At 29.8% G+C, this 20,311-nt stretch carries 18 protein-coding genes; 3 read left to right on the top strand and 15 right to left on the bottom strand.

What is annotated here, in order from left to right; translation table 11 throughout:
• Positions 1–12 precede the first annotated feature (12 nt).
• Entirely contained in the window at positions 13–1,578 is a 1,566-nt protein-coding gene (locus tag TEGL_RS04825; RefSeq protein ID WP_018589054.1) for an AbgT family transporter, read from the bottom strand.
• A 244-nt stretch (positions 1,579–1,822) separates the two neighbouring features.
• On the opposite strand from TEGL_RS04825, the gene TEGL_RS04820 reads away from it, so the two are divergent.
• Complete coding sequence (locus TEGL_RS04820) at positions 1,823–2,590, top strand: LCP family protein (RefSeq protein ID WP_018589053.1); 768 nt, start codon at positions 1,823–1,825, stop codon at positions 2,588–2,590.
• Between the two features lie 32 nt (positions 2,591–2,622).
• Here the strand turns inward: TEGL_RS04820 and TEGL_RS04815 are convergent, their stop codons facing one another.
• On the bottom strand, positions 2,623–3,063 hold the full coding sequence (locus TEGL_RS04815) for a hypothetical protein (RefSeq protein WP_018589052.1): 441 nt from the start codon (positions 3,061–3,063) through the stop codon (positions 2,623–2,625).
• Positions 3,064–3,450: 387 nt separating this feature from the next.
• On the opposite strand from TEGL_RS04815, the gene TEGL_RS04810 reads away from it, so the two are divergent.
• Positions 3,451–4,458: an LCP family protein gene (locus TEGL_RS04810; protein ID WP_018590312.1), complete on the top strand. Its 1,008-nt coding sequence runs from the start codon at positions 3,451–3,453 to the stop codon at positions 4,456–4,458.
• Between the two features lie 45 nt (positions 4,459–4,503).
• On the opposite strand, the gene nhaA is transcribed toward TEGL_RS04810, so the two are convergent.
• The 4 genes from nhaA to TEGL_RS04790 form a co-directional block, all read right to left on the bottom strand.
• On the bottom strand, positions 4,504–5,631 hold the full coding sequence (gene nhaA, locus TEGL_RS04805) for a Na+/H+ antiporter NhaA (RefSeq protein WP_051082129.1): 1,128 nt from the start codon (positions 5,629–5,631) through the stop codon (positions 4,504–4,506).
• 90 nt (positions 5,632–5,721) lie between these two features.
• On the bottom strand, positions 5,722–7,098 hold the full coding sequence (locus tag TEGL_RS04800; RefSeq protein ID WP_018590314.1) for an alanine/glycine:cation symporter family protein: 1,377 nt from the start codon (positions 7,096–7,098) through the stop codon (positions 5,722–5,724).
• A 38-nt stretch (positions 7,099–7,136) separates the two neighbouring features.
• Positions 7,137–8,111 (bottom strand): PHP domain-containing protein, encoded by a 975-nt coding sequence (locus TEGL_RS04795; RefSeq protein ID WP_018590315.1) that lies wholly within the window; start codon positions 8,109–8,111, stop codon positions 7,137–7,139.
• 137 nt (positions 8,112–8,248) lie between these two features.
• A complete protein-coding gene (locus TEGL_RS04790) occupies positions 8,249–9,535 on the bottom strand; it encodes an MFS transporter (protein ID WP_018590316.1) in 1,287 nt (428 codons plus the stop codon).
• Positions 9,536–9,774: 239 nt separating this feature from the next.
• On the opposite strand from TEGL_RS04790, the gene TEGL_RS04785 reads away from it, so the two are divergent.
• On the top strand, positions 9,775–10,575 hold the full coding sequence (locus tag TEGL_RS04785) for a DeoR/GlpR family DNA-binding transcription regulator (RefSeq protein WP_161618779.1): 801 nt from the start codon (positions 9,775–9,777) through the stop codon (positions 10,573–10,575).
• A gap of 67 nt (positions 10,576–10,642) precedes the next feature.
• On the opposite strand, the gene TEGL_RS04780 is transcribed toward TEGL_RS04785, so the two are convergent.
• The 9 genes from TEGL_RS04780 to TEGL_RS04740 all read right to left on the bottom strand — a co-directional run bounded on the left by TEGL_RS04780 (position 10,643) and on the right by TEGL_RS04740 (position 20,246).
• Positions 10,643–11,875: a nucleotidyltransferase domain-containing protein gene (locus TEGL_RS04780; protein WP_018590318.1), complete on the bottom strand. Its 1,233-nt coding sequence runs from the start codon at positions 11,873–11,875 to the stop codon at positions 10,643–10,645.
• Positions 11,876–11,965: 90 nt separating this feature from the next.
• Positions 11,966–13,720, bottom strand: a complete 1,755-nt coding sequence (locus tag TEGL_RS04775; RefSeq protein ID WP_033316424.1) for an ABC transporter ATP-binding protein — start codon at positions 13,718–13,720, stop codon at positions 11,966–11,968.
• Between the two features lie 43 nt (positions 13,721–13,763).
• Positions 13,764–14,861, bottom strand: a complete 1,098-nt coding sequence (locus tag TEGL_RS04770) for a radical SAM protein (protein ID WP_018590320.1) — start codon at positions 14,859–14,861, stop codon at positions 13,764–13,766.
• Positions 14,849–15,709 (bottom strand): hypothetical protein, encoded by an 861-nt coding sequence (locus TEGL_RS04765; protein WP_018590321.1) that lies wholly within the window; start codon positions 15,707–15,709, stop codon positions 14,849–14,851. The genes TEGL_RS04770 and TEGL_RS04765 overlap by 13 nt, the downstream gene beginning before the upstream one ends.
• A 63-nt stretch (positions 15,710–15,772) precedes the next feature.
• On the bottom strand, positions 15,773–16,150 hold the full coding sequence (locus TEGL_RS04760) for a hypothetical protein (protein ID WP_018590322.1): 378 nt from the start codon (positions 16,148–16,150) through the stop codon (positions 15,773–15,775).
• Positions 16,151–16,276: 126 nt separating this feature from the next.
• On the bottom strand, positions 16,277–16,549 hold the full coding sequence (locus tag TEGL_RS04755; RefSeq protein WP_018590323.1) for a PqqD family protein: 273 nt from the start codon (positions 16,547–16,549) through the stop codon (positions 16,277–16,279).
• A gap of 184 nt (positions 16,550–16,733) precedes the next feature.
• Entirely contained in the window at positions 16,734–18,275 is a 1,542-nt protein-coding gene (murJ, locus tag TEGL_RS04750; RefSeq protein ID WP_018590324.1) for a murein biosynthesis integral membrane protein MurJ, read from the bottom strand.
• Positions 18,276–18,446: 171 nt separating this feature from the next.
• The gene (locus TEGL_RS04745) at positions 18,447–19,046 is read right to left on the bottom strand and encodes a response regulator transcription factor (RefSeq protein WP_018590325.1); all 600 of its coding nucleotides are present in this window, start codon (positions 19,044–19,046) and stop codon (positions 18,447–18,449) included.
• 324 nt (positions 19,047–19,370) lie between these two features.
• Positions 19,371–20,246 carry a metallophosphoesterase gene (locus TEGL_RS04740; RefSeq protein WP_018590326.1) on the bottom strand — a complete coding sequence of 292 codons (876 nt, stop codon included), beginning with the start codon at positions 20,244–20,246 and terminating at the stop codon, positions 19,371–19,373.
• Between the last annotated feature and the right edge of the window lie 65 nt (positions 20,247–20,311).

The raw sequence follows: 20,311 nt of genomic DNA, 5'->3' as shown, positions 1-20,311 counted from the left end.
TATTTATTTAAACTACATTGCGTATGTAGGCATTGCTCCTGGTCCAAGTGGTAATCCAAACATCATGAATATTGCTAATAATACTGACCAAACTACTAAGAAACTTAAAGAGAATGGTATCATATTTGACATTATTGTACCCATACCAGCATCCTTGTCGTACTTTCTTGCAAAGGCCAATACAACTGGGAAGTATGCAAATAATGGAGATATTGGATTTGTTATACCATCACCTATTCTGAATGCCATTTGTGTTAATGCTGGAGAATATCCTAACATCATAAACATTGGTACAAATATTGGAGCCATTATAGCCCATTTTGCTGATGCACTACCTATGAATAAGTTGATTACACAACATAGTATTATAAATCCTATTATTAGTGGTACTCCACTTATGTTTGCGTTTTGTAAGAATTCAGCACCTTTTACTGATAAAACTATTCCTAAGTTACTAAGTTCAAATAATTTTAAGAACTGAGAAGCTGCAAATGCTAATATTATATAGCTTCCCATATCAGACATAGATTTACCCATTAAAGCAACTACATCTTTATCGTTTTTTATAAGTCCTGTTACTTTACCATAAACTACACCTGGTATGAAGAATAGTAAAGCCATTATTGGAACCATACCTTTCATAAATGGTGCGTTGTTTGATAATAATTCTCCTGTTTCAGGGTCTGCCAAGAATGAATTAGTTCCACCTATTGATAATGCTACTAAAACTGCTACACATATTAATAAACTAATTCCTGCTAATTTTAAACCTTTTCTTTGCTCTTTTGTTAAATCTGAATTCACGTCTAATGTAGCATCACCTTTGTATTCCCCAAATCTTGGTGCTATAAACTTTTCAGTTATTATTGTTCCTAATATTGCTAATATAAATGTTGAAGCTATCATAAAGTATAAGTTCATTGTTGCATTTCCAGCATAGTTAGGATCCATCATTTGAGCTGCTGGTATAGTAAAACTTGCCACTAATACGTCTACAACACTTATTATAATGTTAGCTGAAAATCCTAAAGTAACTGCTGCATATCCTGCGAAAAGTCCTATAAGTGGATGTCTACCTACTCCTAAGAATGCTATCGCCGCAAGTGGTGGTAGTAATATAGTTCCTGCATCTGAAGCAAGGTTGGCAAGCATACCTAAAATCATTACTACTAAAGTAACTGATTTCCCAGATATTCTACTAGCACATCCTTTTATAGATGCTTCCATAAGTCCTACTTTGTCACACATACCTGCACCTATCATAACTACTAAAACTAATCCAAGCGGTGCAAAGCCTTGGAAGTTAGATACTACACTTGTAAGTATTAATTGTAATTGTTCTTTGCTAAGTAAGTTTACTACTGATATTGTTTCTCCTGTTCCTGGATGAACAACTGATAATCCATTACCAGTACTAGCGATTATGCTCGAAGCTATTAAAACTACTATACTGAATCCTAAAAATATTGTTACTGGATCAGGTAACTTATTCCCCATAACTTCAATTTTATTAAGCACTCTGTTAAAAAAATTATCTTTTTGCTCGTTTGCTTGTGGTGATTTTAAATTTACTTCCATATTTAAACTCCTTCTCAGTATTTTTTGTCATGTCCATAACTTGTCCTTAAATATAAGATAACCGTTTTCATAATCTAAGTCAATACATTTTCATACAATTTTCTACATTTATTATTTTATATGTATTTATAGTTTTTTATTACTATTTTTGTATTTTTCCAATTATAAGAAATAAAAACTGTTATATAATTTAAGAATTTTCCCAATAATCCTATTATGACTATTAGTATAAGGAGGCATTCTCTTGTTTAAAATTTTTAAAAAGTTAAAATTTATTATTGTATCAACAAGTTTAGTTTTAATGATAATCGTAATAGTGGCTTATGCTGATTTATTTACAAAGAAAAAATCAAATAGTTTACCTTCATCAACAGAGGTAAAAGAAACTATCATAGATAATAATTACACAGAAGATTCAACTAAAGATGAAACTTCACAAAACACTACAAACATCTTACTTTTAGATGATAAGTCAGACTCCATGGTAGTGGCATCACTTGACCCAACTAATAAGGATATAAAATTGACAGAAGTTGCAAACACAGGTTATTTTGATAGAAGTAATATGGATAATTTATTAAATACTGTTGAGAAAAATTTAAGTATAAATTTAGATAAGTTTTTACAAGTTGATACGTCTCAGCTAATGAATGTAATTTCAATTTTGGGTGATATATCTGTCAATATTAAGGCTGAAGATTTAAAACTTATTAATAATTTAATTCCAAAATTTTATTCGCAGCTCCAAGGTAAAGATAAAGGCGAGATGAAATTAATAGCTTCTCCAGGTGTTCAAAATATAAATGAATATCAAACATTGGCTTATATTAGTGTAATTTCAAAAGATAGCAATAAGCAAAAAGACGCTCTTCTTAGTTTAGCTAAAAATGTGAAGGATTTAGGTTTTAATAAATATCTTGAAATTTATAATAAAATGAAACCCTATGTGGAAACAAATTTGACTATTCCCGATATGTTGAAACTTGCATCAACTGAATATGAATTTAGATAAAAAAATCCAATAGATTTATCTATTGGACTTTTTTATACATGATACCCTACGTTATCTGGTAAACTTCCCCATATTTGATATTCTTCAAATAACTGTATACATAAACGAATTGCCATAGTATCAATACCATTTACAGTCTTCCAGCAATATCTGCAATTATCAATAACAATCATTTTTTGAAAAATTAAATCTTCAATTGGAACATTTACTTTTATTCGTTTTGTAATAAGCTTTTTTCTTCCACTGGAGGTTTTCTTTTTCTTTATATGAATTTCTGGTTCAATCAAAGATGATCTTAGAATTGTTATTATTCCATCACAAATACTGTCAGTATTACGGTAATTAGGTTCATTAAGATTATATACACCATATTCATAAATAACTGTTTCTACATCCTCTAAAACCTTTCTAGCCACACCACCTATACCTATACCTATACCTATACCTATACCTATACCTATACCTATACTCAAATTTTATCAACCCTTATTATTTTTTATAATACTAAAAACATTAGTAAATATATAAATACTAAGGCTTTTAATCTATTTAACATACTTCTTTATTAATATATTCTATAAAAAACTTTATACTCTATTTTACATCTATATTTTATCGTGATATTTTTTCCTACTTATATTACTATCTATCTTGTCTTTGTTTAAAAATACGAAAGATCTAGGTTTTAATAAATATTTTGAAATTTATAATAAAATGAAACCTTATGTGGAAACAAAAATAACATAATATTAAGCACTTTTTAGAAATTCAGTTTAAAATTATTTTTTTCTTGGATAAAATAGTAATTTAGTAGTATATCCATATGATATAATTATTTATTATTGATAAGGAGGCTTACTTTGGCAAAAAAACAAAAAAATTTTAACTTAAAAACTATTACTGTGGTATTACTTTTACTACTTATAGGCGTACCTTGTATTACTTTCTGGGCTTTACAAAATAATAAAAATTCAAGCACAGATAATTCATCGTCTCAAAGTACTTCAAATAATAATATTACAAATATTTTATTACTTGGAACTGATGGTAGAGATAAGGAAGAATCCTTTAGATCAGACTGCATGATTATTGCCACACTGGACATGAAAAACAAGAGTATAAAACTTACATCATTAGCTCGTGATACTTATGTTGATATCCCTGGATATGGAAAGGGTAAACTTAATGAGGCTTATTTCTGGGGAAAACAAGATTTGTTATTTAAAACCATAAAAAATAACTTTGGAATTGAGCTATATAAATACATACAAGTAGATTTTGATAATTTAATGAATATTATATTTATCTTAGATGGAGTTGAAGTAAATGTGAATCAGCATGAATTGAAAGCTGTAAATAATTTAATTCCTACTTCTTATGAAAGTTGTACTTATAAAAATAAGGGCGATATGAAACTTTTAGATTCATCCGGGGTTCAAAAGCTTAATGGATACCAAGCTATTGCTTATACTAGAATACGATATTCAGACAATGCTATTAATAGAGATTCAAGGCAACGAGAAGTTCTTATGTCAGTACTTAGAGATATAAAGAATAAAGCTACATCAACTCAGGACAAAACTCTTAATGACTTAGCTCCATACTACTCAACAAATATTACATCTTCAGAAATTTTGAATTTGGGTGCCAATGCCTATTCTTCTGGGGCTATTAACAATATTAAACAAGGGCAATTCCCTATTATAGATAATGTTCACGTTAAAGGTGGTACTTACAAAGATGCTGGTTGGGTATGGCTATATGATTTAAATTCTGTTTGTGTTCTAAAAGATTTTATTTTTAAAGATATAGATATGAAAGATAATGATTATTTAAAAGACAACAGTAAGATCAAATTAAACTACTAAAAATATGAAACCGACCCAATTGGGTCGGTTCTTTTTTATAATAGATTATTTTGCAAATCCTTTAATTCTAAGTCTAATTTTCTTAGCTGATAAGAGCATATTTGTACAGACTACTGATAACATGGCAGATATAAATATGGATAGTTTCGCTAAATTAATAACATCTTGATTTCTTGAAAATGCCAATTCAGAAGTAAAAATAGCCATTGTAAATCCTATTCCTGTAAGCATTGCCACCTCTGTTATAGATCTCCATGAAACATTTTTCGGTTTTTCTGCAATATGAAGCTTTGTAGCTATAAAACTAAACAATACTACACCCAAAGGTTTTCCAATTACAAGCCCCAAAATAATTCCCATTACAAGATTAAATGAGTTTGTAACTGCCACATTAAGATTTAAGACTACAGATGTGTTAGCAAAAGCAAATAAAGGCAATATAATTAAATTAGATAAATACATTAATTTATGTTCTAACTTTTCTGCTATTGATCCTTTACTTCCCTGTCTTTCTGATGGTATTGCCATAGCTAAAAATACACCACTTATAGTTGCATGAATTCCACTTAAATAGATAAAGTACCACAATATTAAGCCCACACCTAAATAAATCCATATATTTTTTATTTTAAACACTTTATTTAAACATAAAAGAACAGCTATTATACCTATTGAGATTAATAAAGCCATGTAGTTTAATTGAGATGAATATAAAAATAGTATTGCTATTATAGCAATTAAGTCATCTACTACTGCTAAAGATAATAAAAATATTTTAAGTTCACCATTTAGTCTAGATTTAAAAATCATAAACATTCCTACAGCAAAAGCTATGTCTGTGGAGATTACAGCTCCCAAACCATTTGAATATCCACTTTTAAAATTGAATATTAAATATATTATTGCAGGAACAATAACTCCACCTAAAGATGCCACAATAGGAAAAGATGCTTTTTTGAAACTAGACAACATTCCATATTCCACTTCTTTTTTTATTTCCAATGTAACATATAAAAAGAATATTGCCATTAAAAAATCATTAATTATCATATGAAAATTAAAATGATCAAAAATATATATATTATAAAATAAATAGTCATACAAATCTTTAAAACTACTATTTGCTATTATTACAGAAATCAACGTGGCAACCATTAAAGCTACGCCTGGTATACACCTCTGATTTCATTATTTTTTTTGCCTTTTGTAACATAATAATCCTCCATTTTTTCAAAAAGTAAACCTCAATACAATTGAGGCTTACTAATTTATTACTTCTTTAGTTTTTATATAATCTTGTTGAAAATACTCTTTTGTCAATTTTCTTACTTTAGGTAATAATATTATTAGGGCTAGAAGATTTGGTAATATTAATAATCCAAGAGCACAATCTTGTATTGTCCACACCATATCTATACTTACTAGTGACCCTATTATTGTAAACATTGGGAATACATATTTAAAGTTTAATGCTATTTTTTCACCAAACACATAATTTAATCCTACATAACCAAAGTACCACTGACTTATAAGTGATGTAAAAGAAAAAGATATTAAACTTATGGATACTATATAGCTTAATATTGGATGAATTGTTCCAAATGCATTAATTACTAATACAGAAGGATGTGCCCCACTGTCTAAAACACCTGTACACCCTATAACTAAACCTGTAATTGTACAAATTATTATTGTATCTATAAATACTTCTGTAACACCAAATATAGCCTGCTCCACTGGATGAGAAACGTTGGCAGTTGAATGTATTACTGGTGCCGATCCCTCTCCAGCTTCATTAGAATACAACCCTCTTGCCACACCAAATCTCATAGCTTCTTTTATAGTGTGACCTGCTATACCACCTATACCAGCTTCTACTGTAAAAGCACTTTTGAAAATATCTGCAAATACTCCAGGAACTTGATTTATGTTTATTAATATTAATACAGCACCAAATAAAATATAAAATATTGCCATAAATGGGACAATTTTTTGAGTTACACTTGCTAGTCTTTTAAATCCTCCAGATACTATAATAAAAATTGTTGCAAATAATATTACTGCTGTGACTAAAGGGGCCACATTAAATGTATTTTTCATTACTCCTGAAATTGCGTTTGACTGAATAAAGTTTCCACCTATTATTTGTATTGTCATAAGTATGGCTGTGATACAACCTAATACTGGTAACTTTAATCCTTTAGAAATATAGTACATAGGTCCCCCCACATACTCACCTCTATGATTTTTTTCTCTATACAAAATACCTAAAATTATCTCTCCATATTTTGTTGCCATTCCTAAAAATGCAGCCACCCACATCCAAAATATTGCGCCTATTCCTCCTGAAACAAGGGCTGTGGAAACACCTATAATATTGCCACTTCCAACGCAACTTGCAAGGGCTGCACACATTGCTTGAAATGGTGATATTGTACTATTAGAGTTAGTTTCTTTATTTTTTGACTTTTCTTTAATAGGTTTTAACAATGTTTCCTTCATTATATAGGGGAATTTTCTGAATTGTATAAATCCAGTTGCAAAGGAGTAAAGTACGCCTACCGATAATAAGGTATATAAAAGCCAATCGCCCCATAATATACTAGCAAGTTCCCTCATGAAATTTCCCATATTCTCCATATTTACCTCACCTAAAATATAATTTATTAACCATCTAGTTAATCTATAAATATAGGATTACTCCAAGCTTTTTTCCCATATTTATCAACACACTCTATTCTTATATAAGTTTCATTACCTCTTAATTTAAATTCTGCTTTTGTAACGCTATCTTCTTTTGGTTCGCCCCAGTATGAAAACCCTCCATTTATAGCATTTCCTGACATGAAGTGTACATGATTTACTGGTGAACATTCCACATAAGCTACTCCATCTTTTATGCCAAAATCATATATTTCTGGCCCTGATGAAGAGTAGTAATTTCCTTCTAATAATGCATTTATTATATTATCATGCTCTAAAGATTCAGCATTAACCATTATCCATCCTCCACATGAATCTGGTAGAAAATCTTCATTATGGTTATCATCTGATGCAAATCCAAAAACTCTATTTCCGTTTCTTAACATAGTATCCCAATGAATTGTGTCATAACCTGTATTACTTTCTAAAACTGTTCCATGGTTGTATATTTCAAGGGCAAATATTCCCTTAGTATTTATAAAGTCTTCCTGATCCACCCTTGACCACAATGGATGGTTATAAGTAGCTATACAACCTTTTGCTGCCATTAAATCAGCCATATCTTGAGCCGTCTTAGCTCCTTCCCATGGGGCATGATCTAGTGTCTCCATATGTTTAAACAAGTTACCTTTTGCTTTTTCTTGCATTTCACTTGTTCCTAATATCCCATGTAAATGATGTATTTTTTTTCTTTCGTTATTTTCGTCATATAAAACACTAGAGCATTCTATACCTGGCAATAGTATAAACTCTTTGCTATTTAATTCATCTCTAAAATCTGTATATATATCATGGTCACTTAAGCACATGAATGAATAACCATTCTTTTTATATAATTCTACTACTTCTTTAGGTTCTAATCTTCCATCTGAAACTGTAGTATGACTGTGTAAATTCCCTTTATACCACTTGCCATCTATTTTGAATTCTCTGATATTTGCACTTTTCATAGTTTTTTCTCCTTCTATGCACTTCTATTATAATATAAAGCGCTCTTTGTTGTATAATATAAATTTTTGTATTAATTGAGCATAAACCTGTGAAAATATTCACAGGTCATGCTAAAGCAATTTTATTTAAATTATTATTAGGCTTGTTGTTTCTTTTTAATTACGTGTACTAAGTAAGAGCTTATGAAGAACCCTACTACTGAGAATCCTATCATTGTCATAAACACCATTTTGTAACCTGGAAGTCCTGGAGATCTATCTAACATACTTCCGTATAAAGTAAATGCAAATGTTGATGGGAAATATCCTATTAAAGAACCTATTGACATTGCTGCACCACTTATCTCTATTGGAACTTTTATTTCATCCATTGGAGCAAAGAATACTGCTCTCATTGTGAATATTATAGCTCCAAATCCTAATGTTAATGACATACCTGCATATATACTCATTGATTCATGAGGTAACATTACTATTATAGTCATTGCAATTGCTGCTACAACAAATGCTGCTCTTATGTATTTAGAAGTAGACTTTGTAACCTTATCAGCTAAGAATCCACCAACTGGTCCACCTACCATTTTTAATCCATATTGATTTATTATTCCGTATGCTCCAACTAAAGCAGCTGGCATTGCATATATATCACTTAAGAATGGTATGAAATATGTAAGTCCACAGTAAACACAGTATACTGAGAATATTGTGAAAGCAACTACCCATATTTCTTTCATTTTTATTGCTTGCATCATACCTTGGAATGCTGCAGCATTTTTACCTATTTTTTCACCAGAATCATTTGTTTCTCTTATTTCATCATGTGGAACTAAGAAGTATGATATTATTCCAACTACTATAACCACTCCTGAGAAGAATAAGATACCACCTTTTAGTCCAGTAGCACTTGATCCCATAGCACTAAATATTGCTAAAGCTGAGAATGCTACTACAGTATCAACTACTCCACGTCCAGCTTCTAAGAATCCAAATATTCTTCCTTGTTCCTCTTCTGTTGCTGTAAGTCGAACTGCTTTTAAAAGAACTGGCCAATAAACAACTTCACCAAATATAGCAAGTATAGCAAATGCTGCTAAGAACCCTGCATATGGAGGGAATGTAGATAAATAAATACCTGTTAAACCTACTCCTACTAGTGAGAACGATATCATATACTTTTTAGAAAATCTGTCTGATAAATAAATTGAAAATATTAATCCTACTGTTTGTACCATTCCATACACTGATAATGCCATACCTATCTGAGTATGATTTAGTCCCATATATTGTTGCATTGGAACATAAAATGCGTCTTTTAAAGAACTAAGCTTAAATATAGTTCCTGCACCTAACACTAATATGGCAAATGTAAACCATCTGTTAGCTGCATACTTTCCTGTTTGTATACCTTTTGTGCTGTTTTCCATATAAACCTCCCATTAAATTGTAAATCGTTTTCAAGCGTGACTTAAATTGTCTTTCCTTGCTATATTTGTAATTATACTTGTGTTATTTTGGTATTGCAAGGTTTTTTTTGTTATTTATTGTGTTTTTTTGTGTTTTGTTTTTAAAAAGTTGTTTTTTATTGTGTTTTTATTAAATATTTGCAATAATAACACATATAACCTATAATATTATATACATATGCAATATAATGCAATTGGAGGTGAAACATATAATAGCAGAAGAGAGATATTCCATCATATTAGAAAAATTAAGAACTGATGGAATTGTAAAAACAACGGATTTAAAAAAGCTCCTAAATGCTTCTTCAGAAACTATTAGAAAAGATCTTAAGTATCTAGAAGAAGTTGATAAATTGGAAAGAGTCCACGGAGGAGCAATTATTAAGAACAATAAACAAGCCTCTAGTAATATAAGCGAAGACAAGTATGTTTCTTTTAATGTAAGACAGTGCCAAAACCCAGAAATGAAACACTCTATAGCACTTTCTGCTGCAGAGTTAATAAAAGAAGGTCAGTCTGTAGGACTTGACTCAGGAACTACTTCATTCGAATTAGCAAAAGTATTAAAGCAAAAATTCAACAACCTTACAATTGTAACTAACTCTTTAGTAAATGCTCATGAGCTAGTTGACAAAAAAGGTTTTACTGTTATTGCAACAGGCGGTGTACTTACACCAGATGAAAACTCCTTTGTTTCTGATTTTGCCACATTAATACTAGATAAAGTAAATCTTGATATAATGTTTCTAACAGCTTGTGGTGTGTCTTTAGATAGTGGAATTACAGATCAAAGAATGGCAGAAGTTATGGTTCATAATAAAATGATGGACTGTTCAAAGAAAGTTGTTGTCTTATCAGATAGCACTAAATTCAATGAAATTTCTCTTTATAAGGTGTGTCCACTAGATGAGGTTGAATGTATAGTTACTGATTCAAATATTGATGATGAATTAGTAGACAAATTTAGAAGAGAAGGACATAATATTATAGTTTCAAATTAATATTTATTCTTAATCATAAAAGTGCTTCCAAATTATATTTAATTTGAAAGCACTTTTTTAATTGATGTTATTTTATGAGTTTATATTCTTTAAGCAAATCTATTCTTCTGTTGCCTACTTCAATAGTTTCCTTTGCAGTAGCTCCTACATTGGACAAACTACCTCTTTCTTTTGAATAAGTTAGAATTCGACTTGTCCATGCCACTGGTAGTAATGCTGGATATTTTTCTAAATATTTGTATCTCATTTTCAAGTTTTCTGATTTTGGGAAGATTGCTGCTATGTTAGACTTAATTTTTGATTTTGATTCTTTGTTTAGAGCATCAAGGGACATATTGGCTGAATTTAATCTTGCCTGGGTGCTTGTGCCGTATATTCCACCATCCATTATATCTTCCATCAGATTATCTGTGTTTATATAATAATTATTTTTATCATTTGCATAAACTACCTTATTTTCATCTAATTCCAAGTAATCTATGGCTATTTGAAGTAAATTTACTAACAAAGTATCATATCCCATGTTAGTAATTTCTTTCCATATATAATTCCAATTTATAATTTCATAATATTTATTTATATACATGGATATGTCGCAAATCTGTCTAATTCCCGTACCACATGAAACAAAATGCTTGATTGCATGGCATATTATGTATAAAAAATGTTTGTCTATGGAAAATGTGTGTACATCTATATTGTTTATGTTTATTGTATCTGCATCTTGAAAAACAGTACTAAATATCTCTTCGATTTTTTTATTTGTAGCTGATTTATCACCAAATAAAGCTGTATGTAACTCTAGATGAAGTCCAGTTTGTCTACAAAAATAATGATAGACATCAGCTTCTTCTCCCTCCGACAAAGCCCTCTCCATATTGTTATCTTCTAATATTTTTATAGCTTGTTTTAAGTTTTTCAGTTCAATTAATAAATCCTCGTCTGCAGAAATACGCTCTTCAGGTATTGGATATAGTTCCCTTAATATTATTCCCTTGAATACTAATATTTTCACCCCTACTTCGTTGAACTGTTTATATATCTGTAAAAATCTATCGCTTCTTTGAATTTGACTATAGACTATTTGCATGGATGTTTTTTTGAAATATTTAGTAAAATTCAAGTCTGTTTGTTGAAAAGATTGAATTTTATAAGCTGATTTATAAATAAGTGGAACAACCTCATGTATAGAAGACAATCTTAACATTTCTACCCAATCTATATTATCTTCTATAAATGGTGTTTCGTTTTTTAAACTAGATCTTAATAATTGAAAAAAATCTTTGTATATTTTGTTCATATTTCTCCTTTTCAAGGGGGTAACATTTTTGTGCACTCCTTTGCCCCTGTTTTAGTTTTGATTTTAGTGTTTTACTGAAATAAACTATTTCTAAAAGTCTATAGCCATTTCACTAGACTCCTCCTCACAAAGTTCCGTAATAGTTTTATTCATAACTCTATAAACTCTTTGACTTAGATTTAAAACGCTAGGTCTATGAGTAGTAACTATACAAGTTTTATTAGGCTTTTGTTGAATAATATTTCTTAGAACTTTTCTCTCTGTAGTTACATCTAAAGCTGAAGTTGCCTCATCTAGCAACAGTATTGGCGCATCTCTAAGAACTGCCCTAGCTATGGAAATACGCTGAGCTTGTCCTTCAGAAAGGCCCAATCCTCTAGGCCCTACAGTACTATTTATTCCCTCAGGTAGTTTTTCAACAAATTCATAAGCACAAGCTATTTCCAAAGCTTCTATTATTTCTTCATCTGTAGCATCTTCTTTAACCATTCTTAAATTTTCTGCTATACTTCCAGAGAATATGGTATTTCCTTGTGGCACATAGGAGAAAAATTTCCTTGTGGATGCATTTAACTCTATTCTTTTCCCATCTTTATCTATCATAACTGCTTCACCTGAGTCTGGTAAAATCAGTCCTAAGAACATACGAATCAAAGTGGTTTTACCTTCTCCAGAAGGACCTACTATGGCTACTATTTCATTTCTATGAGCTTCAAAATATGATGAATTAATAACTTGTTGATCCTCTACATAAGAAAAGTCCACATCTTTTAGTTTTATAGAAAATCCATCCTTGCTAACTCCTCTAAGTTCCTCACTATCACCAATATTTCTATTTTCCCTTGGTAAATTTATTATTTCCATAAGACGTGCTGCTGAAATGGTAGAACCTACTGTTGATGGAATTATAGAAATTAAAGAACTGAAAGAAGAGGATAACCTTCCTGCTTGAGTCAAGAATAAGGTCATTTCTCCATAGGTAATATACCCGGTCCATAATCTATATACAGCCCAACCAAAGAAAGAATATTCAATAACCATTCCTATTAAGGACAATATCACATTGGTTTTTATACTAAATAAGTTATATTCTAAGTTTACATCCTTGTATCTAGATTGAAAATTTCTAAGTCTTCTAGAAAATAATGATGTTAAATCGAAAGACTTTATAGAGTCTACATTTGAAAAAGTTTCTGTTTGAAAGTGGGTAACTTCACTATTCATTTCTTTAACTTTTCTTGTGTAATCTCTCATTCTAGACATTAACAATTTAGACGATAAAAGCATAACTGGAGCATTAAGTGCTGTTAATACCATCATTGTGGAATCATAGTACATAATTACAGCAAGTGTAGCTATAAAATTAAATACACCTACAGCTAAATCTGGTACCCATCCAATAGCACTTTGAGCTACAGTTCCCACATCACTACTAAATCTATTTAATATATCTCCACTTGGATATTTTGAAAGATCTAACCAGTTAACTTCTATTATTTTGTCAAAAATATCCGCCTGAATATCATTTTGTATTCTTATGTTTATTTTTAATGTAATTCGAGACATAAGAGAATTAAAAAACAAACTAAATAGTGCCATACCTATCATAATTATGGCTATCAGTGGCGCTCCTTTTATATTATGTCCTGTAACAACATCTATTAACTCCTTGGATGCAATGCTACTTACTAAAGTCATGACCGTTGAAAAGATTCCTAAAAAAATATAAAAAACTATTTCTTTTTTATATTTTTTAGCATAGCCAAACATCCACTTAAACTCTATCCACATCTGCCTAATAGTTCCATCTTTAATTTTCCCAATTATTATTTTGATTGACTCCATAGATATCAATCTTCCCCCCTAACACCTAACTTAATTCTACTCATCAACAACTTAAAATCCTTATTGTTTCTTCTGTTAATTTACATAAATACTCCGGTTTTTCACTTACACTTCCAGTCTCACAGTAAGCTGATGCTGCACAAACTTGGCATACTTCTCTCTTATCACAAAGTTTACAATCAGAAGATAAAAATATGTTTTTACTTTCTTCAACTATATAATTCCATGATTTTATAAATCCATTTTCAAAAACATCCATATATATATTGTCTAAAAATACGCAGGGAGTCATATTTCCTTGCCAGTTTATCCAAAAAGAACTTTTACCTGCTCTACAATTTAAAGGTAAGTATTTAGGAGGTTCAGTATTTTTACCATACTCATATTTATTTAAATACTCCCATCTATTTTTCATAAACGATTCTTCAGTCTCTGTATTGTATCTAATAAAAGTATCTATATTGGCCACCTTTTGTGGGTCTATTCTATCTTCATTATTAAAATCATTTTCAATTCCTTTAGTTTTTGGATACATGTAAGTATCTACTTTTATAGGAAGATCTAAATTGTTAGCTATTTCTAACATATTAGGTAAATCATTCATATTTTCTTTTACTAAACTTGAATTTAACTTAATATCTATATCTCTTCGTTTTAATAAATTTATGCCCCTTATTGTTTCATCATAGCCCTTAGGGTTATTACATAATTTTTCATAAGTTTCATTACTTGCACCATAAAGAGTTATATTTACTCTACGTGGCTTATTGCTCTCTAACATATCACATACTTTATCATTAATTAAAGTACCATTAGTATTAATAGTTACAATCATTCCCATTTCTCTCAGACCATTATAAATTTTTTCGAATTCTTTATGCAGCAAAGGCTCTCCACCTGTTAATAGTATGAAAAGTGTACCTGAATCTTTCATTTCTTTTGCAATGGATAACCATTCATCAGCAGTTCTAATTTTTCCAATTTTATTCATTTCCTCATTTGTTAATCGTATATAACACATACTACAGTTCATATTACAAAGAGGTAATAATTCAAAAGCTCCACTTAATGGAATATTAGCTAAGGTTGCTTTGTAACATAATTTTTCTTCAATACTATTATTTGCTTCTAATGTATCCATTCCTCATTCTCCTCCAAAAACTTTTCTAAGACTTTTACTGCATCTATATCTGGCGTACATGTTAATTCATATATTTTTATATTATCTACAATATTTTCGGCTAAATATATTGCCTGATTTACAAAATCCTTATTCCAATAATTGATAGTTGTTTGACTAATTAATTTTTTTATTGCATCTTTTCTTTCAAGACAAATGACCGAATTTTTATTTCCTTTTTCTAAAAATACGATAGAACCTAGCTTGTGTTTTTCATTTATACAAATCTCTGAAGAACCACAAACGGGCCAACCATTTACATACCAACATTTATCTTCTTTTTCTAATAAAGCCCTATCTCCATTAATGATTCTAGCATTCCTATTTTTCTTCCATAAACTTGATTGTGTTGATTTGCCTATACCGCTTGGTCCACTAAATAAAACTGCATGCTCTTTATAAAGCATGTATGAGCAATGGAAAATAATTGATTCTTTTTTTATTAAATGTTTTTCTAGTGCAAATAAAGACCAAAACATTGTATCTATAGTGAAGCTACTTTTGAAATCCTTTATGATTTCTATTCTTATTTCTTTGTCACTATCTTCCCTATAATAGGCATAAGGGTAAAAACTATCCGGTATTATCAAATATCTGGATTCAAGATTATTATCACTTCTAGTAACTAAAATTTTGTCTCTTTGACATACAATTTGCCCATTGTTATATTTAATATCATCTACAAAATTAATTTCATAAAGTATATCTGTTTCACTATCATTATCTTCAAATTTTTTTACATTAATAGGAATATCCCATCTTTTATCATTATATATTTTAAATGCTAATTTACCACATTTTATATTCATACTTACCTCAAAAAAGGTAGGATTTCCATCCCACCTTTGCCTTTTATATATATTTATTTTATTTTATGATGCATTTGGATTAGTTTCCCACTGAGTGTCTGAAACTTTTGAGAAATGCTGTCCACTGTTACCATTCCCTTGAGTCCAATTGAATACTCCATAAGCCTGACCCTTGTCATCACCCCAAAAATCAGTTGGTTGCCACATAGCATTTTCATGAGGTGCTTCATCTAAATGTACACCTACATGCACTTTATTACATCCTCTTCCTGAAGCTATCTTAGAACCATCATCTTTTTTATTATACTTTCCATCGCCATTTCGATCATTAAAACCATAACCCGTAGGCACATTACAGTATATTTTGTAACAAGCTGCTATATACTCATTTGCTTCGAACATATCTATGCTCATACTTGGCTTTGTATATTTTCTTCTCACATTATTCCCCCCATAATATTTAATTATATTTAATACAACATAAAGAAATTTCCATACATACCCCTATATAAAATTAATTTCTCTATATTGTAAAATACCAACTATAATTATATATCCTAGTAAAATTTAATCAGCATTCAAAACTATCCCCATTTTTAAAAGCTGTTCAATAAACTCCTTAGTATCTTCTCTAGCTATATTTTTATCTACTTCAAATTCATCAAGAATTTTGCTAATTAACTCATTTTCATTTTTACATTCTTCAATTTTTTGTAAAATAAATGCTCCAACTTCATTTAGCGTTATCATTCCATTAAAATTTTGTGAAGCTTGTCCTGTTGCAACAAGAATAGTATCTCCTGCAATCTCTCTTATCATAAAATCCCCATTTATTTTCATTTTTTACTCCCATGTTTCTCTTATTATTTATATAATCTTACTCTCATAACATATAATCCTATATTTTTATTGTGTACTTTTTACCATTTTTTGTCAACGATTTTTATTGAATTTTTAGTCATATGAATAATCATAATTTTATAATTTTTTTATATATAGCTTAATACGAAAAAAGAGCCTATTTCTAAGCTCTTTTCAATCTTCTTTTAATAACATCCGTAACAATCCTAATCTCATCAATCTTAAACAATATAACAAGACCACCATACACAGCCGCTGCCAAAGTAACAGCAATCATCAGCACAATAAACTCCGCTTCTCCCCCAGTATGAGTGAATCCTATCATATAATGATAAGAATAATAAGCTACAGCACCCATAATCAAAGATGACACAAGACTTTTCACTGTAGCCTTGACAATCTTATCTTGTCCATAGTATCCAATCTTCTTTTTCAAACTTCTAAACAATAACATAATACAAGCAAGGGAAGATAAGCTAGTAGCCAAAGTAAGACCTCCTAGTCCCCAAAACTTAATAAACACCACGTCCATAACCATATTCACACCCATGGCAATTACACCATTTACCATTGGAGTTTTTGTGTCTTGTAAAGAGTAAAAAATCTTTCCAAGAACATCTCTTAAACCATATGCAACCATTCCTACAGAGTACATGGATAAAGCCACTGCTGTTAAATAAGTTCCCCTTGGGTCAAAGGCTCCTCTTTCAAAAAGTACCCTAACTATGGGAAGTGACAAAACTATAGTTCCTACAGTAATTGGTAAAACAAGTATTATAACGCAATTTATACTTTTTATAACAGAGGCAGTAAATCTCTCCTTATTGTTTTCATTTGACAACTGTGATAAAATAGGATAAATCACAGATGAAATTGATGTTATAAATATGGCTATAACAAAAGATATCAATTTATTTGAATAATTTAGTGCAGAAACCGTTCCTGCTGGCAATGTAGATGCTAAAGTTCTATCTACCAAAGTATTCACCTGATTTACTGCCACACCGATCAACACAGGAGCAATAAGCCAAGCCATCTTTTTAATATATTTATCTTTTATCTTAATAATTGGTACATATCTATATCCAGCCTTAATAGCATAAGGTACTTGAAATAAAAACTCGCTCACCATTCCCAGCAAAGTCCCCCAAATCATTATATAAGGGCCATGCTTTATACTAAGTAAAGTTGCCACAATAATAATTACATTCTTTGGCACGCTACTAAGTCCTGGAGTAATAAAATCATTTTTTATTTGTAGATAAGAAGTCATTACATAACTTAGGCCAGTAAATACAATTCCAAGAATAGTTATTCTAGTAAAATTAATAGCTACCTGCAATGCCTCTCCTTCATATCCCATGGCAAATACATCTACAATTTCTTCAGTAAATATAAATCCAAGAACAGAAAGAGCTAAACATCCTATTACAACCAAGTTAAACACATTATTCACAAATTTAAGAGAACCTTCTTCTCCTTCGTCTCTATGTACTTCCATATACATTGGTATAAGCACTGTTGCTAAAGTACTTCCGATTATTGCAAAAATAACCTGAGGTATATTCATGGCCGTTACATAGGCATCACTGTATATGCTTGTTCCATACCCAGCAGCAAGAACTAATTCTCTACCAAATCCCAAAATTTTTGCTATTATAGTTGCCACCATTAGTCCAAAAGTGGCTCTTGCTAATTTGCTCATTGTTTTGCTCCTTTGTATTTTTTTCACATATAACATTATAGTATTTTTTGTTAGATTTTAATACGATATTCTAACATTTTTTCTTTGAAGTTTATTTTATTGATAGCAAGTAATTTTTCATATAAAAAAAGAGCTTATTAATAAGCCCTAATTGAGTCCTTTATATTTCTTTTATATAATTCCTATTTCATGAGCATAAAGAGCTGCATGCGTTCTATCTCGTAAATTTAGTTTTTCAAAAATATTACTTGTATGTTTTTTCACAGTGTGTTCTGTTATACACAAATCCGTAGCTATCTCTTGATTACTTTTTCCTTTTGAAATACATAAAAGTATCTCATTTTCTCTCTTAGTAAGTTCTTTTATTTCATTTATATTGTCTTTTTTCATATAGCTTTCTACCAAATCAGAGTCAAAGTATTTCTTACCCTTGGATAATAGCTTAACAGCATATTTAATACTTTCACCTTCTATATTAGGTAAAATATAGCTGTCTACTCCTATTTTCATACATTTAGAGAAAAGCCTCATATCTTCATAAAAATCTAAAATCATTACTTTTGCATCAGTTTTTTGCTTAACTTCTTTTATACAGTTTAGATATTCTTTTCTATTTTTATTTAAATCAAATATGACTAAATCATATTTTCCTTTATTAATATCTTTGCACATATACCCCTCATTTAAAGATTTTACTGTATCCTCTTCTTCTAGTATTTGGGCTACACCCTTTCTAATTACTAAAGATTCAGAAATTATAATTCCTTTCATTATTTCCTCCCCCATTATGGAAATTAATTTTCATTTGTTAACTTAAATCTATATAGTATGTTGTACCCCTATTATATTACTCTTTAGTTAATAAAATAGACTAAATATCTTCAAATTCCCCAATTATAAAGATATTTTCTTTCAGTTTCACACTAATTCCTCTAATTTTTCCACACACCTAAATATTATACTTTTTTAGTTAAAGTTTCAATAATTATTTAGTATTTTACTATTACTCCCATTTTTGTTACTCACCTTAATTATTAATAATAAATGATTTTCACATAAAAAAGAGCTTATTTATAAGCTCTAAAAACTATTTTACTATTTAGATAAATATAAATTAACTATTTCTGGTGGATTATTGAATCTAGGCAATTTTTGTTTGCCTGAGCCCAATCCACTAGTTATAAGAATTTTTATCTTATTTAAATCAAAAAGTCCTTTGTCATACTTCGGAAACCACCCTTGATCTCCACCGTATAGACCTCCAACAAAAGGTAATACTACTTGTCCACCATGGTTATGACCACTTACCACTAAGTCAATGTTCCAAACTTGGGATGCATTTCCAAAGATAAAACTATCTGGTCTGTGTGCCATCATGATTTTATAATTATCTGTGTCTTGAAAATCAGTTAAAAAATCAAAAACTCCTTCTTCCATAGTATCTTTGTCTACATCATTGTTATCGTTTAATCCGAAAGCATAGGCATACATTCCACCTATTCTTATTTTGTTTCCGTTTAAATCTATATCTTCGTACTCATTATCAAGTATTGTTACCCCTATATCCTTTAGTTCTTTTATTAAATCAGAACTTCTCGATTCTATGTAATCTATATCTGTATTTCCTAAGGAATAAAATACTTTGTGGTTTTTGCATAGTTGTTTCATAAGATTTGTAGCTATTTTGCTATCTTTTGAATTTGAGTTAACTACATCACCTACCACTAAAATAATATCTGGAGATAATTGTTCTATCTTATACATTAACTCCCTGTTATTTTCTCCTAATTGGTTATCATGAAGATCTGATATAATAATTATGTTAGCTGAATTATTGATTTTATTTGTTGTTATGAAGTAGTTGTTTGTTGTTAATTTGTTATAGGATATGTGTACTTGGTATCTACATGTTAAACAAATTAAAAATGCAAGTAATATAACAAGGTTTATTTTTTTTACTTTTTTACTCATCTCTCTCTCCTTGTTTACAAGTAAAATTTCTTTATATTACACCTTTATTCTTTACATTATAATAA

The sequence above is a fragment of the Terrisporobacter glycolicus ATCC 14880 = DSM 1288 genome, from assembly GCF_036812735.1.
Classification (GTDB): domain Bacteria; phylum Bacillota; class Clostridia; order Peptostreptococcales; family Peptostreptococcaceae; genus Terrisporobacter; species Terrisporobacter glycolicus.
The sequence above is the reverse complement of the archived record's forward strand: the minus strand, read 5'-3'. Positions and strand labels throughout refer to the sequence as shown.

Coding starts and splice junctions, on each gene's coding strand:
- TEGL_RS04795 (WP_018590315.1), bottom strand. CDS start 8,111: ATGAAAAGTGCAAATATCAGAGAATTCAAAATAGATGGCAAGTGGTAT.
- TEGL_RS04740 (WP_018590326.1), bottom strand. CDS start 20,246: ATGAGTAAAAAAGTAAAAAAAATAAACCTTGTTATATTACTTGCATTT.
- TEGL_RS04790 (WP_018590316.1), bottom strand. CDS start 9,535: ATGGAAAACAGCACAAAAGGTATACAAACAGGAAAGTATGCAGCTAAC.
- TEGL_RS04780 (WP_018590318.1), bottom strand. CDS start 11,875: ATGAACAAAATATACAAAGATTTTTTTCAATTATTAAGATCTAGTTTA.
- TEGL_RS04755 (WP_018590323.1), bottom strand. CDS start 16,549: ATGAAAATAAATGGGGATTTTATGATAAGAGAGATTGCAGGAGATACT.
- TEGL_RS04745 (WP_018590325.1), bottom strand. CDS start 19,046: ATGAAAGGAATTATAATTTCTGAATCTTTAGTAATTAGAAAGGGTGTA.
- TEGL_RS04825 (WP_018589054.1), bottom strand. CDS start 1,578: ATGGAAGTAAATTTAAAATCACCACAAGCAAACGAGCAAAAAGATAAT.
- TEGL_RS04800 (WP_018590314.1), bottom strand. CDS start 7,098: ATGGAGAATATGGGAAATTTCATGAGGGAACTTGCTAGTATATTATGG.
- TEGL_RS04765 (WP_018590321.1), bottom strand. CDS start 15,709: ATGAATATAAAATGTGGTAAATTAGCATTTAAAATATATAATGATAAA.
- murJ (WP_018590324.1), bottom strand. CDS start 18,275: ATGAGCAAATTAGCAAGAGCCACTTTTGGACTAATGGTGGCAACTATA.
- TEGL_RS04770 (WP_018590320.1), bottom strand. CDS start 14,861: ATGGATACATTAGAAGCAAATAATAGTATTGAAGAAAAATTATGTTAC.
- TEGL_RS04775 (WP_033316424.1), bottom strand. CDS start 13,720: ATGGAGTCAATCAAAATAATAATTGGGAAAATTAAAGATGGAACTATT.